Consider the following 13324-nt stretch of genomic DNA (forward strand, 5'->3'; position numbering starts at 1 on the left):
CGGCAAGCTGGCGGGGTGTCCACGATCCGCGATCCGCCGGGCGGTCAGCGCAGATTCAGGACCATCGTGTCGCGGGTCCCCCGCCGATCCACGGTCGCGAACCCCTCGGTGCGGTACAGCGAGACGGCGTGGTTCGCCCGCTCCACGCTCAGGCTGATGCGCTGGTACCCGGCCGCTCTGGCGAGCTGCACGGTCGCGCGGAGCAGCTGCCGTCCGACGCCCTGTGCGCGGTGGATCGGACTGACCCCCAGGATGAGTTCGGGGACACCGCCCGCCACGTACCCGAACCCGGGTGCATCGGACGGGAAGAGTCGATACCAGCACGCCCCGACGGGCGCACCGTCCTGCCCGACGGCGACGACCCCGGCGTCGCCGGGGCGACGCCAGCCCTGCACATACCGGGTGTGCTGCGCATCGGCGAGGACGGCGGACCGGGGACGGGGCGCGACGGCGTTCCAGTTCGCCGCCTCGACCATCATGTCGGTGAGGACGCGCACATCAGCCACCGCGGCTTCGCGGATCGAGTAGACCGCCATGGACGGATGGTACGCCAACGGTGTTTCGAGCAGATGACGTGTGAGGGGTCGCCGGCGCTCAGTACCGGATGGCGTCGATCACCTTCACGCGGACGGCGACGAGCGCCGGGAGGAGCCCGGCGATCGCCCCGACGGCCGTGGCGCTGACCAGCCCGAGGACCGCCGCCTCGATGGGGAACGGCGGGAAGTCCGTCACGAGCCCCTGACCGATGAACTGCTCGACGATCGGACTCTTCACGACGGCGACGGCGAGCATGACACCGATGACCCCGGCGACGAAGGTGGCGACGACACTCTCCATCATCACGGCGAAGAACACCCGCGGCGCGGTCGCCCCGAAACTGCGTCGGATCCCGATCTCGCGGATCCGCTGGCGGACGGTGACGAGCGAGAGGTTGATCAGCCCGAGGGCCCCGAGCAGGAGGATGAGTCCGGCGACGGCACCGACCACGAGCTTCAACGACAGGAGCGGGTCCTCCCCCGTCTGGCCGAAATCGTTGCGGAACACGTCGACGCTGTACGCGTCACCGAGTTCGGCACGCAGGTCGGACTGGATCCGCTGGGTGAAGGCCTCGGCGTCCGCGTTCGGGACCCAGAACTCGAACTGCGGCAGCTGACCGGGCTGGCCCATGCCCTCCTCGGCGCCGGCCACCGGACCGATGAGCGCCGTCCCCGCGGGCAGGATCGACAGCTGCGGTTCGGTGTCCCACTCGTTGCTCGCATACACCCCGACGATCACGGCCGTGACCGGGTGTTCACCGTGGACCGTGACCGTCGGGTGCGCCTCGATGGGCGGCGACCCGAGGCGCTGCCAGAACGCCGGGTTCACGACGATCGCGGGTGCGAGGCGGTCGCCGTCGTCCTCCTGGAACCAGGTGCCCTCGTCGAGCCTGATGCGGTGCATCTCGCCGTACGGGACGTCGACGACGGTCGCCGGCACCGCCACCGTCCCATCGGCGAACTGCACGTTGAGCTGAGTGCTGCCGGATTGCGAGACGTACCCGATGCCGTACCGCTCGGCGAGGTCGTGCACCGCCGTGATGTAGGTCTCCGGGTCGGGTTGCTCCGTTCCGGTGCCGTAGGCCGACGCCATGAGCGTGGCGGGTCGGCCACCGTAGCGTTCCTGCGACTCGGTCTGGGCCTGCGCCGCGAGCGACGACATGCCGACCATGCTCGTGAGGGCGCACACCGCGACGCCGACGCCGATGAGCGACAGGATGACCCGGCCACGATGGATCCGCAGCTCCTGGGCGGCCTCGACGACCGCTCCGACGATCGAGGTCAGGATCCTAGACATCCGCGGCCTCCAGTTCGTGATCGGGGGTGAGCACGCCGTGGTCGAGCCGGTGGTGGGTCGTCGCGAGTCGGGCGATCGCCCGGTCGTGGGTGATCGTCACGAGGGCGGCACCCGTGGAGCTCGCCACCTCGTCGAGCAGGGACATGACGGAGGTGCCGGTCTCGACGTCGAGAGCGCCGGTCGGCTCGTCCGCGAGGATGAGCCGTGGCCCGCGGACCAACGACCGTGCGATGGCGACGCGCTGCTGCTCGCCGCCGGACAGTTTCGTCGGCATCGCGTCGAGGCGGTCGCCGAGTCCGACGCGTTCGAGCATCGCGGCGGCGATCTCCCGGCGGCGCCAGAACGAGCGTCCGCTGGCGTAGAGGAGCGGCGTCGTCACGTTCTCGAGCGCGGTCCGTCCCGGCAGGAGGTTGAACTGTTGGAAGACGAAGCCGATCTGGGCGCCACGCAGTCGGTCTCGCGCACCGGAGCCGAGGCGTTCCGCCGGTCGTCCGTCGAAGACGAGCGACCCGGAGGTCGGCTTGTCGAGCAGGCCGAGGAGGTTCAGGAGCGTCGACTTGCCCGAACCCGATCGGCCGACGATGGAAACGCGATCGCCCTCGTTCACCTCGAGGTCGACACCGTCGAGGATCGTCAGCGGCGGCGCATCGGGGATCTGGACGACCCTGGTGACTCCGCGGAGTTCGAGGAGCGTCACCCGACCGACCCGTCGCAAGCCATGCTGCCGTCAGGAAGCGTGGTGCACCCCTCGGGCGCCGGTGCGACGGCGCCAGGGACGAACTGGAGCACCGAGTCGCCTTCGGCGACACCGTCGACGATCTGCACCTGCTGTCCGTCGTTCAGTCCGAGCGTGACCGGCCGTTCCTCCTGCGCACCGTCGGCGCCCACCACCCAGACGGTCCCGGTTCCGGCCGAGCCCTTGACCGCGGTCGTCGGGAGCACGAGGACGTTCTCGGCGACGCCGCCAGCGAGTTCGATCGTCGCGGCGAGTCCGGCGAAGACCCGGACGTCGCCGGGCACTGCGCAGGTGACGGAGGTTCCGCCGGCACCGGGTGTCTGCCCGGTTCCACCGCCCGTCGTCGGCTCCTCCTCGTCGCCACCGCTCGACGGTGTCGTGACGCGGACCGCCGGACAGACGAACGGGGCCGGGCCGCCGTTGATGGTGACCGTCGCCTCGCCGGGGATGGTGAGCAGGCGGTACTGCTTGTCGGCGCTCAACGCCCCGGTGATGGAGAACGTGGCCGGCGACACCTGCGCCACCGCGTCGCCGATCTGGACGGACTGCCCGTGGATGAGCTTGACGTTGCCGAGGGTGCCCGCGACCGGCGCGGTCACCTGCACGAACCGCTCCTTGCCCTCCTCGTCGATCGTCTTGACGTCGAGGATGGGATCACCCTCCGCGAGGACGGCCCCCTTGGCGGCGAACACCTCGTCGACGGTGCCGGCGACGGTCGACTTCGCCGTGCTGGCCGGGTCGGCGACGACCTGGCCCTCCACCGAGACGGTGTTGACCACGGTGCCGAGCGCCGCCTGGACCTGTGGTTCCACGAGGCTCCCGGTCGGCTGCGTCGGCCCCTCCTCCTGCGGTGCGTCCGGGAAGAACGCGACCTTCACGAGCGCCACCGCGATCGCGGCGAAGACGAGCAGTTTCAGAATGGGGAACACCCAGGTGCGGACAATGCCCACGCCGACCTCCGGAATCCACCGCAGTCGGAGTGACGAGCGGCCATAGGGGATTCCAAGGTAGCAACGCGGAAGGCGGCCGGACATCACCCTCGCGAATGATGTTCGACCGCCTTCTGGCGGGTGGGACCGAGCGGACCCGACCGGTGATCAGGCCTCGATGACGAGCGGGACGATCATCGGGCGGCGACGGAAGGACGTGTTGACCCAGCGGCCGACGGTCCGACGGATCACCTGCGACAGCGCGTGCGTGTCTCGGACGCCGTTCTCCGCCGCCTCGGCGAGTGCCTTGGCGACCTTCGGCTTGACGTCGGCGAAGACCTTGTCGTCCTCGGCGAAGCCCTTCGCGTGCACCTCGGGGCCGGAGATGATGTGCCCGGTCTTCGAGTCGACGACGACGATGACCGAGATGAAGCCCTCCTCCGCCAGGATGCGACGGTCCTTGAGGTCGGCATCGGTGATCTCGCCGACGGTCGAGCCGTCGACGTAGACGAGCCCGACATCGAGCTGGCCGACGACCTTCGCGACGCCGTCCTTCAGGTCGATGACGATGCCGTCCTCGCCGATGAAGGTGTTCTGCGCTGGGACACCGCTGTCGATCGCGAGCTTCTGGTTCGCGACGAGGTGACGGTACTCGCCGTGCACCGGGAGCACGTTCTTCGGCTGGAGGATGTTGTAGCAGTAGAGCAGCTCACCGGCGGCCGCGTGACCGGAGACGTGGACCTTCGCGTTGCCCTTGTGGACGACGGTGGCGCCGAGCTTCGTCAGGCCGTCGATGACCCGGTAGACCGCGTTCTCGTTGCCCGGGATGAGGCTCGAGGCGAGGATGACGGTGTCGCCCGGGCCCGGCTCGATCGCGTGGTCGAGGTTCGCCATCCGACTGAGGACGGCCATCGGCTCGCCCTGTGACCCGGTCGACATGTAGACGATCTTGTCCTCGGGGAGGTCCTTCGCCTTCTTGTAGTCGATGAGCAGGCCCTCGGGGACGTTCAGGTACCCGAGGTCGGCTGCGATACCCATGTTGCGCACCATGGAACGACCGAGGAACGCGACCCGGCGGCCGTGGGCGTGAGCCGCGTCGAGGACCTGCTGGACGCGGTGCACGTGACTCGAGAAGCTCGCGACGATGACGCGGCGCTCGGACTTCGCGATGACCTGGTCGAGGACCGGCCCGATGGACCGCTCGAGCGGCGTGAATCCCGGCACGTCGGCGTTCGTCGAGTCGACGAGGAACAGGTCGACGCCTTCTTCACCGAGGCGGGCGAAGGCGCGGAGGTCCGTCAGGCGGCCGTCGAGCGGCAGCTGGTCCATCTTGAAGTCACCGGTCACGAGGACGGTGCCGGCGTCGGTGTCGATGAACACCGCGAGCGCGTCCGGGATCGAGTGGTTGACCGCGACGAACTCGAGGTCGAACGGCCCCAGTGCCTCGATCTGGCCCTCCTTCACCGGCAGGGTGTAGGGGACGATGCGGTGCTCCTTGAGCTTCGCCTCGATGAGCGCGAGCGTCAGGCCGGAACCGATCAGCGGGATGTCCTTGCGGAGCTTCAGAAGGTACGGAACGGCGCCGATGTGGTCCTCGTGACCGTGCGTGAGCACGACGCCGACGATGTCGTCGAGCCGGTCCTTGATGGAGGTGAAGTCGGGCAGGATCAGGTCGACGCCCGGCTGGTGCTCTTCGGGGAAGAGCACACCGCAGTCGACGATCAGGATCTTGCCGTCGATCTCGAAGCAGGTCATGTTCCTGCCGATCTCGCCGAGTCCTCCGATGGGGATGACGCGGAGCGTCCCCGGCTCGAGGACTGGCGGATCGATGATGGCATTGGGCATGTAGCCCCCCTCTGGTTTGTCTAGCGAGTCGTACCGGCGACCTTGGGCAGCGCGCCACCGGCGGCGGCGTTGCGGTCTGGCCGGAAGTTGCGGAAGTCGACGCCTGGGATGTCCTTCACCAGGTCGATCTCATCCTCGATCTGCGCGGCCTCCCACTCCTCCGGACCGACCAGCGGAAGACGTACCCGCGGGCTCTGGATCCGGCCGAGGCCGTGCAAGATGTATTTGGCGGCGACAGTGCCGGGGACGTGGGTCATGACCGCGCGCACGAGCGGCTCGAGCTGCCGGTGCGCGGCGGTCGCCGCGGCGAGGTCGCCGGAGTTCACCGCGTCGACCATGTGTCGGTAGGGCGTCGGCGCGATGTTGGCCGTGACGCCGATGAGGCCGGTGCCGCCGATGGCGAGCGTCGGCAGTGCGTTGGCGTCGTCGCCCGCGAAGTACATGAGGTCCGTCTGGTTCATGACCCGGCTCACCTCGCTGAGGTCGCCCTTGGCGTCCTTCACCGCGAGGATGTTCGGGTGCTTGGCCGCACGCAGGATCGTCTCGTAGGTGATGGGGATGCCGGTTCGCCCCGGGATGTCGTAGAGGATGACCGGCAGATCCGTGGAGTCGGCGATCATGCGGAAGTGGGTGAGCACGCCGGCCTGGGTGGGCTTGTTGTAGTACGGGGTGACGATCATGTTGCCGTCGGCGCCCGCCTGCTCGCTCTTCTTCGCGAGCTCGATCGCGTGGGCGGTCTCGTTGGAGCCACCACCGGTGATGATCTTCGCGCGCCCGCCCGCGACGGCCTTGCCGACCTCGACGAGCTTGACCTTCTCCGGGTCCGTCAGCGTCGAGGTCTCACCCGTGGTGCCGGTGACGACGATGCCGTCGGCCCCCGCGGTCACGACGTCGTCGATGTGTCGCTCGACGGCCTTCCAGTCGACCTCGCCGTCGGCGGTGAACGGCGTCACCAGGGCGACGAGGACTTGACCGAAGGGGTTCTCTGCACGCGACACCCTCTCAGGCTATCGGGTTTCCCTCTTGCGGGTCACCATCCGCGCGGCCGTCACCTCGCGTCACACTGGCTCAGGGACCGGCACCCGGAACCTATGCTGACGGACACCATGTCCCCGCTGCCCGCCCTCTCGCTGATCCTCGTCCTCGTCCTGTCCACGACGGCGGTGGGTCTGGTCGTGCGTGCACGGAGCGGGCGTGCGTCGCACCGCGCCGACGGGGACCGCCTCTCGTCGGCGGCACTCGGGACGACCACTCCGCTCGGCCGATCGGCCACCCTGGTGCAGTTCAGCACCGAGTTCTGTGCGCAGTGCCCCGGGACCAGACGACTGCTGCACGAGCTGGCCGACGGAGAGCCGGGCGTGGGCGTCCTCGACATCGACCTGACCCACCGTCCCGACCTCGCGGACCGCTTCTCCGTCCTGCAGACGCCCACCGTCCTCCTCCTCGACCGCGCCGGGATCGTGCGCGGTCGGTTCTCCGGGGCCGCACGCCGTGCGGTGCTCGCCGGCGAGCTCCGATCCGTCCTCGGGAGACCAGCATGACCTCGAACCCTCCAGCAGCACAGCCGACCGGCATCGACCCGCGCAGCCCGCGGTTCGGCGCGACCGTGACCGCCGTGCTCCTCCTCGTCGCCGTCTTCCTCGCGCTGACGGCGCCGCTCGCCGACACGCTGCCCGCGCGGGCCGGCCAACCGGCCTTCGTCCTCCTCGTCGTCATCGCAGCCCTGTTCGCGTGGGGCGCGTTCGCCGGGATCCGACGCCACCCGTACGGCGTCGTGTTCCGACGCCTCATCCGCCCGAGGCTCGGCCCGCCCGTCGAACTCGAGGCACCTGAACCACCGACCTTCGCGCAGGGCGTCGGGCTCGTGGTGGTCGCGATCGGACTCGTGCTGCACCTCGTCGGGTTGCCGGGATCCCTCGCCGTCTCCGCCGGTGCCGCGTTCGTCGCCGCCTTCCTCAACGCGGCGTTCGGGTTCTGCCTCGGCTGCCGCCTGTATGTGCTCCTCCTCCGCGCCCGCGTCATCGGACGACAAGCGTGACGGTGGTCTGAAGCACCTGTCGACACCGTTTGTCGACGGGGTGACCGTCCAGGTCGATCCGGTTAGGCTGACCCCACGAACACCAGCGCCGATGCGCTCCTGCACGGCCCGACGACGGAGGTTGCACCATGGCGGTAACAAGCGAAGCCACGACGGTCTGGAACGGCACGCTCTTCGAGGGATCCGGGCACACGAGCCTCGACACCTCCGAGGCGGCCGAGTTCGCCGTCGACTGGAAGGCACGCTCGGAGGGCTCCAACACGACGACGACCCCCGAGGAACTGCTCGGGGCTGCTCACGCCTCCTGCTATTCGATGGCGTTCGCCAACGAACTCACGAGCGCCGGATTCCCGCCGGAGCGCATCCAGGCGACCGCAGCGGTCTCCTTCACCCCCGGCACCGGCATCACCGGCAGCCACCTGCTCGTCAGCGCGGTCGTGCCCGGCATCTCCGAGGCCGACTTCGAGCGCATCGCCACGGCGGCGAAGGACGGCTGCCCGGTCTCGCAGGCGCTCGCCGGCATCCCGATCACCCTCGAAGCCAGCCTCGCGTAACCACCACCGTCCAGCAGCACGAGCAGGAAGGCGGCGCGCATGCGCATCGTGATCGGCGGAGCCTCCGGGCTCATCGGAACGGCGCTCGGGCGCTCCCTCGAGACCGGCGGCCACGACGTCGTCAGGCTCGTTCGGCGGCCGGCGCGCGGTGCCGGAGAAGCGGAGTGGGATCCACTGGCAGGCGTGCTGGATCCGGCGGTCGTGAGCGGCGCCGACGCGGTCGTCAACCTCTCCGGCGCCTCCCTCGGCAAGCTGCCGTGGACGGCGGCCTACCGCTCCACGATCCTCTGGTCACGACTCAGCGCGACCCGGACACTCGTCGACGCCATGAACCGGGCCGACCAGCCACCGGCGGCCTTCCTCAGCGGGTCGGCGGTCGGGTACTACGGCGACCGTCCCGGAGAGACCCTCACCGAGGACTCCTCCAGAGGGGCCGGATTCCTCGCCGACGTCGTCGTCGCCTGGGAGGACTCCGCGCTCGCGGCGCCCGACGCCGTCCGCACCGTGCTGCTCCGCAACGGCATCGTCGTCGACCTGGCAGGCGTGCTCAGGCCGCTGGCACCGCTCACCCGGTTCGGGGTCGCCGGGCCGCTCGGTTCGGGCCGCCAGTTCTGGCCGTGGATCGGGCTGCAGGACGAGGTCCGGGCGATCACCCACCTCCTGACCTCGACGCTCTCCGGACCGGTGAACCTGTGCGGTCCGCAGGCCGCCCGCGCCGACGACCTCATGTTCGAGCTCGCCAGACGGATGAACCGGCCCTATCTGCTCCGCGTCCCGAAGTTCGCCCTCAAGGCGCTCCTCGGCGACGCCGCCGACGGACTGCTGCTGAGCGATCAGCGCGTCGAACCTCGTCGGCTCCTGGACGACGGCTTCACGTTCAGCACGCCGACCGTCGAGCAGGCGTTGGCCGAAGCACTCGCCCGCGACTGAACGACGGGACGCCGCCGCTCCGGTCAGCTCCGCGAGAGCCGGATCGCCTGTCGGATGGCCTGCCGTGCGCGGCGGCGGTCTCCGGCACCGTCGTAGACGAGTCCGAGGCGGTACCAGGATCGCCAGTCGTCGGGAGCGGCCTCGGCCGCGTCGCGGTACTTCGGGAACAGCTCGTCTGCGGCATCACGCATCGGCCGGCCGCTCTCGCGGGTCTCGACCTGCTCGGGCGGAAGGCCGCCCTCGGCCTCGAGGCGGACTCCGAGTCGCTCGGCGCCCAGCCCGAAGGCGATCTCGCGCCAGAGCGCCCAGACGCCGAGGATCGGCAGGACGATGAGCGCCGCACCCATGGCGATGCCGACAGGCTCGCCCGTGCCGAGGAGGACGACGGCACGGTACCCGACGAGGACGATGTAGAGGACGAGCAGGGCCGCGATGATCGCGACCATGACGCGGGTCTTCACAGGGCGCTGGCCGCCGCGGCTTGGCCGGAGACGTGCTCGGGCGCCCCTTGGGCGGCCCGCCGACCCGCCGGCCCTGGGCGATCGAGTCCGAGGTCGAGCAGACTGTCGAGACCGACGGTGACCCCGCGGGCGTCGCGTGCGGCGACGAGGGCGAGCCGGATGCCCCGCTCGTAGGACGCGGGCGAGATCGTGTCGTGCGTGATCGTGACGAGTTCGTCGACGCCACCGAACACGACCTCCTGGCGGGCGACGACGCCCTGGAGCCGCAGGCTGTGGATCGGGATGCTCGAGACCTGCTGTCCCCTCGCCCGCTGGTCGGTGTGCGGGGCGGCGACCGGCCCACGGTCGCCACGCGCGGCCATCATCAGCTCGGCGGTGCGCACGGCGGTCCCGGAGGGCGAGTCCACCTTCGTGTCGCGGTGGGACTCGATGATCTCGATCGAGTCGAAGAAGCGGGCCGCGACGGTCGCGAGACTCGTCGACAGGACGGACCCCAGCGAGAAGTTGGGGATGATGACGACGCCCTGCTCGGGCAGCTCAGCGAGCCGACGGTCGAGTCGCTGGATACGCTCGGCCGACCAACCGCTCGTCCCGACGAGCACGTTGATGCCCTGAGCGACGGCGTGGTCGACGATCCGCTGGCTGACACCCGGGACCGTGACGTCGACGACGAGGTCCGCCCCGTCCATCTCGCTCAGCTCGCTCGACGAACCGAGCGACGCGACCAGCTCGAAGTCGTCGAGTGAACCGATGATGCTGGTGAACAGTCGGCCCATCTTGCCGCTCGCGCCGGCCAGCGCCACTCGTGTCGTCATGCCCTCAGCTTACGTGCTGCCCGTCCGGGAGGAGGCGGGCCGCCCGGCTAGACGATGTGCGGCTCGGGAAGACCCGTGCGGAGCTCCATGGGGAGGTGCGCGAGGTCGTTGTGGGTGATGAGGCTCCACGGACGCCCAGCGCGCTGGTGCAGCACCGTCAGTCCGCCGTTGGCCTGGTTGATGCTCACCCAGCGCCATGCGGGCGCCTGAAGCGCTTCGCGGACGAGCCACCCGATGACGAAGTTGTGCGTGATGAGCAGCTCGTGGTGGTCACCGCGCTTCGGCGAGAGGAACTCGGCGGCGGCGTCGGCCATCTGCGCTTCGCCCGCCTCGATCTCCGCCTCGGTGATCGAGCCGAAGAAGGGGTCGAACGCCGACGGCGTCTCCGGTGTGCGACCGCTCGGGACGCAGTCGAAGAGCAGCGACGACGGCTCCGGTGTGACGGCCGGCATCCGCTCGGCGATGATCTGGGCGGTCTCCGCGGCACGCTGCAACGGCGAGTGCCACGCCGCGGTCATCGGGACACCACCGAGGCGCTCCGCGAGCAGCTGTGCCTGACGCCGACCGCGGGCCGACAGTGGTCCGTCGGGCAAGCCGTGCTCAGCGTGTTGCTGCTCGCCGTGTCTGACGAGATACAGGTAATGGGACATTCAACGCACCCCCGCGATGATCGGAGCGAAGGTGTCCTCGTCGACGGCTCCGACCGCCGACACCGTGATGGGCTGCGCGGCGAGGTGCTGCGCGAGCTGCTGGACGTCGTCCTGACCGACGGACTGCAGGCGACGGATGCTCTCGTCGAGGTCGATGAACTCGCCGAGGGTCAGCTCCGCTCGACCGAGGCGGCTCATCCGCGAGTCCGAATCCTCCAGCGCGAGCGCCGAGGCGCCACTCAGCTGGCCGAGCGCGCGCGACAACTCCTCGTCCGTCACGCCGTGCTCGGCGAGCCGGTGGAGTTCGGCGAGCATGAGCTCGGCGACGGTCGCCGCCTTCGCCGTGGAGCAGGCGGCAGCGAGGCCGAAGACGCCGGCGTCCGAGTAGCTGCCGGCGAACGAGTACACCGAGTAGGCGAGCCCGCGCCGTTCGCGGATCTCCTGGAACAGGCGGCTGGACATGCCGCCACCGAGGATGGAGTTGAGCATGCTCATGGCGAATCGTCGCTCATCGCCCGCGATGAGGCCCGCTCCGCCGATCTGCAGGTGGACCTGCTCGGTGGGCCGGTGTACGACCGAGAGCGGCGAGCCGCCGACGATGGCAGCAGGAGCGAGCGTCCGACGCGCGACCGGTGCGGCCACCGCGTCCGCCGGCCAGCCCGCATGCACGAGCGCCTCGGACACCTGGGCGACGAGCGCGTCGTGGTCGACCGCGCCGGCCGCCGTCACGATGACGTCGTTCGCGCGGTAGTTGGCTCGGTAGTGCGCCACGACGGCGTCCCGGCCGACCTCGATGATCGACTGCGGGTGACCGCCGATGGGACGCCCGAGGGGGTGCTCGCCGAGCACGCGCTCGAAGAACCGTTCGTTGGCGACGTCCCCTGGATCGTCGTCCATCATCGCGAGCTCTTCGAGGATGACGCCGCGTTCGTTCTCGAACTCCTCCGGGTCGAGCAGCGAGGAGGTGAGCATGTCGGTGATGACGTCCACCGCCATCGGCAGGTCGCGATCGCGCACCTTGGCGTAGTAGCAGGTGTGCTCCTTGGCCGTGAGCGCGTTGTGCTCGCCGCCGACGGCGTCGAAGGCGACCGCGATGTCGAGGGCGGAACGCGACGGCGTGCCCTTGAACAGGAGGTGCTCCAGGAAGTGCGTCGAGCCGAAGGTCGCCGGTCGATCGGTGGTCGCCGGTTGTTCGTCGCGGGAGCCGACGGCCACCCAGTAGCCGATCGTCGCGCTCCGGCTGCCCCGCATGTGTTCGCTCAGGATGCGCAGCCCGTTGGGCAGGACCGTCCGGCGGACGAGCGCGTCCCCGGATGCGGTGAACGCGAGCTCGGGACGAGTGAGCGGAAAGTCGACGGCGGCGTTCATCACCCCAACCATACGTCAGGTTCCCGGGCGTCGCGCGCGAGCGACCGTGCGCAGGCGACCGCCGGTCGACTTAGCGCAAGCGACCGGAGACGCGGTCGAGCTCGAGGATCTGCCCGCGGCTCAGCCGCACGTCAGCAGCCGCGATGAGCGAGTCGACGTGAGCCGGCTGGGACGCGCTCGCGATGGGCGCGACGACGCCGGGACGTGACATGGCCCAGGCGAGCGCGGCCGAGGCCACCGTGCAGCGGTTCTCCTCCGCGATCTCGTCGAGGACGTGCAGGACCCGCAGTCCACGGCGGTGGAGATGGGTCGCGGCGCGACTGCCGCGGGTGCTCGGGTCGAGGTCGGAACGGGTGCGGTAGCGGCCCGTCAGGAAGCCGTTCGCGAGGGCGAAGTAGGGCAGGACACCGAGGTGCTGGGCCGTCGCGACGAGCGCGAGGGTGCTCTCGTACGGCTCGCGGTGCATGAGGCTGTAGTGCGTCTCGAGCGCGACGAACCGGGTGAAGCCGCTCGCCGACAGGATCCGTGCCTCCATCAGCCGTTCAGGGGTCGTGTTCGAGGTGCCGAGGTAGCGGACCTTGCCGGTCTCGATCAACCAGTCGACCGTCCCGAGGCTGTCGGCCAACGGGATGCTCGGGTCGTCGTCGTGGAAGGACAGCAGGTCGATGTGGTCGGTCTGCAACCGTTCGAGCGCCGCCTCGACCGCACGGATGATGCTCACCGAGCCGAGACCCGGGTAGTCGGGGTGCCGGCCGATCTTCGTCGCGACGACCATGTCGTCCCGGTTGCGGCGCTTCCGCATCCAGTTGCCGATGAGGATCTCGCTGCGTCCGCCCGCGTAGCTGTCGGCGGTGTCCACCATGTTGCCGCCGGAGTCGTGGAACCGGTCGAGGATGTCTGACGTCGTGTCGGGGTCGACGGTCCACCCGAACACGCTGCCGCCGAGCACGACCGGGAAGACCGACAACTCGGAGTCGCCGATCGTGCGCCTCGGTGCCTCGGAGGGCTCAGGGTCCTGGACGGGCGTCGGGAAGGACGGGTGCGGGACGAGCTGCTCGGGACGCCGACTCGCGTCGTCGTCGACGCCGTCCGCTGCTCCGCCGACCAGAGAACTGCCACGGGTGCTCGACGAGCGCCAGAGGTGTGGCATCCCCTGCCCCTCTCT

15 protein-coding genes are annotated in these 13324 nt (G+C 69.9%); 4 read left to right on the top strand and 11 right to left on the bottom strand.

Going from position 1 to position 13324, the window contains the following annotated elements; translation table 11 throughout:
- Positions 1 to 44 precede the first annotated feature (44 nt).
- The 6 genes from ITJ62_RS16765 to dapA form a co-directional block, all read right to left on the bottom strand.
- Positions 45 to 536, bottom strand: coding sequence for a GNAT family N-acetyltransferase (locus ITJ62_RS16765; protein ID WP_194604640.1), 492 nt, complete (start codon positions 534 to 536; stop codon positions 45 to 47).
- Positions 537 to 594: 58 nt separating this feature from the next.
- On the bottom strand, positions 595 to 1833 hold the full coding sequence (locus tag ITJ62_RS16770; protein ID WP_138944604.1) for an ABC transporter permease: 1239 nt from the start codon (positions 1831 to 1833) through the stop codon (positions 595 to 597).
- The gene (locus ITJ62_RS16775) at positions 1826 to 2530 is read right to left on the bottom strand and encodes an ABC transporter ATP-binding protein (RefSeq protein WP_194604643.1); all 705 of its coding nucleotides are present in this window, start codon (positions 2528 to 2530) and stop codon (positions 1826 to 1828) included. The genes ITJ62_RS16770 and ITJ62_RS16775 overlap by 8 nt, the downstream gene beginning before the upstream one ends.
- Positions 2527 to 3519: a hypothetical protein gene (locus ITJ62_RS16780; RefSeq protein WP_194604646.1), complete on the bottom strand. Its 993-nt coding sequence runs from the start codon at positions 3517 to 3519 to the stop codon at positions 2527 to 2529. Before ITJ62_RS16780 ends, ITJ62_RS16775 begins: the two co-directional genes overlap by 4 nt.
- Positions 3520 to 3666: 147 nt before the next feature.
- Positions 3667 to 5343, bottom strand: a complete 1677-nt coding sequence (locus ITJ62_RS16785; protein ID WP_194604648.1) for a ribonuclease J — start codon at positions 5341 to 5343, stop codon at positions 3667 to 3669.
- Between the two features lie 20 nt (positions 5344 to 5363).
- Positions 5364 to 6341 (bottom strand): 4-hydroxy-tetrahydrodipicolinate synthase, encoded by a 978-nt coding sequence (gene dapA / locus ITJ62_RS16790; protein WP_124769516.1) that lies wholly within the window; start codon positions 6339 to 6341, stop codon positions 5364 to 5366.
- 108 nt (positions 6342 to 6449) lie between these two features.
- Between dapA and ITJ62_RS16795 the strand changes: the two genes are divergently transcribed.
- The 4 genes from ITJ62_RS16795 (at position 6450) to ITJ62_RS16810 (ending at position 8865) form a co-directional block, all read left to right on the top strand.
- Entirely contained in the window at positions 6450 to 6884 is a 435-nt protein-coding gene (locus ITJ62_RS16795) for a thioredoxin family protein (RefSeq protein WP_194604651.1), read from the top strand.
- Positions 6881 to 7381, top strand: a complete 501-nt coding sequence (locus ITJ62_RS16800) for a DUF4395 domain-containing protein (protein WP_137243238.1) — start codon at positions 6881 to 6883, stop codon at positions 7379 to 7381. The genes ITJ62_RS16795 and ITJ62_RS16800 overlap by 4 nt, the downstream gene beginning before the upstream one ends.
- A 128-nt stretch (positions 7382 to 7509) precedes the next feature.
- Positions 7510 to 7935, top strand: coding sequence for an OsmC family peroxiredoxin (locus ITJ62_RS16805; RefSeq protein ID WP_064294452.1), 426 nt, complete (start codon positions 7510 to 7512; stop codon positions 7933 to 7935).
- Between the two features lie 39 nt (positions 7936 to 7974).
- A complete protein-coding gene (locus tag ITJ62_RS16810; RefSeq protein WP_194604654.1) occupies positions 7975 to 8865 on the top strand; it encodes a TIGR01777 family oxidoreductase in 891 nt (296 codons plus the stop codon).
- A gap of 23 nt (positions 8866 to 8888) precedes the next feature.
- Here ITJ62_RS16810 and ITJ62_RS16815 read toward each other — a convergent pair whose 3' ends face one another.
- The 5 genes from ITJ62_RS16815 to ITJ62_RS16835 all read right to left on the bottom strand — a co-directional run bounded on the left by ITJ62_RS16815 (position 8889) and on the right by ITJ62_RS16835 (position 13309).
- Complete coding sequence (locus ITJ62_RS16815) at positions 8889 to 9311, bottom strand: hypothetical protein (RefSeq protein ID WP_194718991.1); 423 nt, start codon at positions 9309 to 9311, stop codon at positions 8889 to 8891.
- An 11-nt stretch (positions 9312 to 9322) separates the two neighbouring features.
- Positions 9323 to 10141 (bottom strand): 4-hydroxy-tetrahydrodipicolinate reductase, encoded by an 819-nt coding sequence (gene dapB / locus ITJ62_RS16820; protein ID WP_194604657.1) that lies wholly within the window; start codon positions 10139 to 10141, stop codon positions 9323 to 9325.
- Positions 10142 to 10188: 47 nt separating this feature from the next.
- A complete protein-coding gene (locus tag ITJ62_RS16825) occupies positions 10189 to 10791 on the bottom strand; it encodes a histidine phosphatase family protein (protein ID WP_071262315.1) in 603 nt (200 codons plus the stop codon).
- Positions 10792 to 12159, bottom strand: a complete 1368-nt coding sequence (locus tag ITJ62_RS16830) for a pitrilysin family protein (RefSeq protein WP_194604660.1) — start codon at positions 12157 to 12159, stop codon at positions 10792 to 10794.
- 70 nt (positions 12160 to 12229) lie between these two features.
- The gene (locus ITJ62_RS16835) at positions 12230 to 13309 is read right to left on the bottom strand and encodes an aldo/keto reductase (RefSeq protein ID WP_194604664.1); all 1080 of its coding nucleotides are present in this window, start codon (positions 13307 to 13309) and stop codon (positions 12230 to 12232) included.
- Positions 13310 to 13324 lie beyond the last annotated feature (15 nt).

The sequence above is a fragment of the Plantibacter sp. VKM Ac-2876 genome, assembly GCF_015350715.1.
GTDB lineage: Bacteria > Actinomycetota > Actinomycetes > Actinomycetales > Microbacteriaceae > Plantibacter > Plantibacter auratus.

What these genes read in the sequence shown, in the direction of transcription:
- ITJ62_RS16765 (WP_194604640.1), bottom strand. Translation starts at nt 536, where the DNA reads ATGGCGGTCTACTCGATCCGCGAAGCCGCGGTGGCTGATGTGCGCGTC.
- ITJ62_RS16770 (WP_138944604.1), bottom strand. Translation starts at nt 1,833, where the DNA reads ATGTCTAGGATCCTGACCTCGATCGTCGGAGCGGTCGTCGAGGCCGCC.
- ITJ62_RS16785 (WP_194604648.1), bottom strand. Translation starts at nt 5,343, where the DNA reads ATGCCCAATGCCATCATCGATCCGCCAGTCCTCGAGCCGGGGACGCTC.
- ITJ62_RS16795 (WP_194604651.1), top strand. Translation starts at nt 6,450, where the DNA reads ATGTCCCCGCTGCCCGCCCTCTCGCTGATCCTCGTCCTCGTCCTGTCC.
- ITJ62_RS16800 (WP_137243238.1), top strand. Translation starts at nt 6,881, where the DNA reads ATGACCTCGAACCCTCCAGCAGCACAGCCGACCGGCATCGACCCGCGC.
- ITJ62_RS16805 (WP_064294452.1), top strand. Translation starts at nt 7,510, where the DNA reads ATGGCGGTAACAAGCGAAGCCACGACGGTCTGGAACGGCACGCTCTTC.
- ITJ62_RS16810 (WP_194604654.1), top strand. Translation starts at nt 7,975, where the DNA reads ATGCGCATCGTGATCGGCGGAGCCTCCGGGCTCATCGGAACGGCGCTC.
- ITJ62_RS16815 (WP_194718991.1), bottom strand. Translation starts at nt 9,311, where the DNA reads ATGGTCGCGATCATCGCGGCCCTGCTCGTCCTCTACATCGTCCTCGTC.
- dapB (WP_194604657.1), bottom strand. Translation starts at nt 10,141, where the DNA reads ATGACGACACGAGTGGCGCTGGCCGGCGCGAGCGGCAAGATGGGCCGA.
- ITJ62_RS16825 (WP_071262315.1), bottom strand. Translation starts at nt 10,791, where the DNA reads ATGTCCCATTACCTGTATCTCGTCAGACACGGCGAGCAGCAACACGCT.
- ITJ62_RS16830 (WP_194604660.1), bottom strand. Translation starts at nt 12,159, where the DNA reads ATGAACGCCGCCGTCGACTTTCCGCTCACTCGTCCCGAGCTCGCGTTC.
- ITJ62_RS16835 (WP_194604664.1), bottom strand. Translation starts at nt 13,309, where the DNA reads ATGCCACACCTCTGGCGCTCGTCGAGCACCCGTGGCAGTTCTCTGGTC.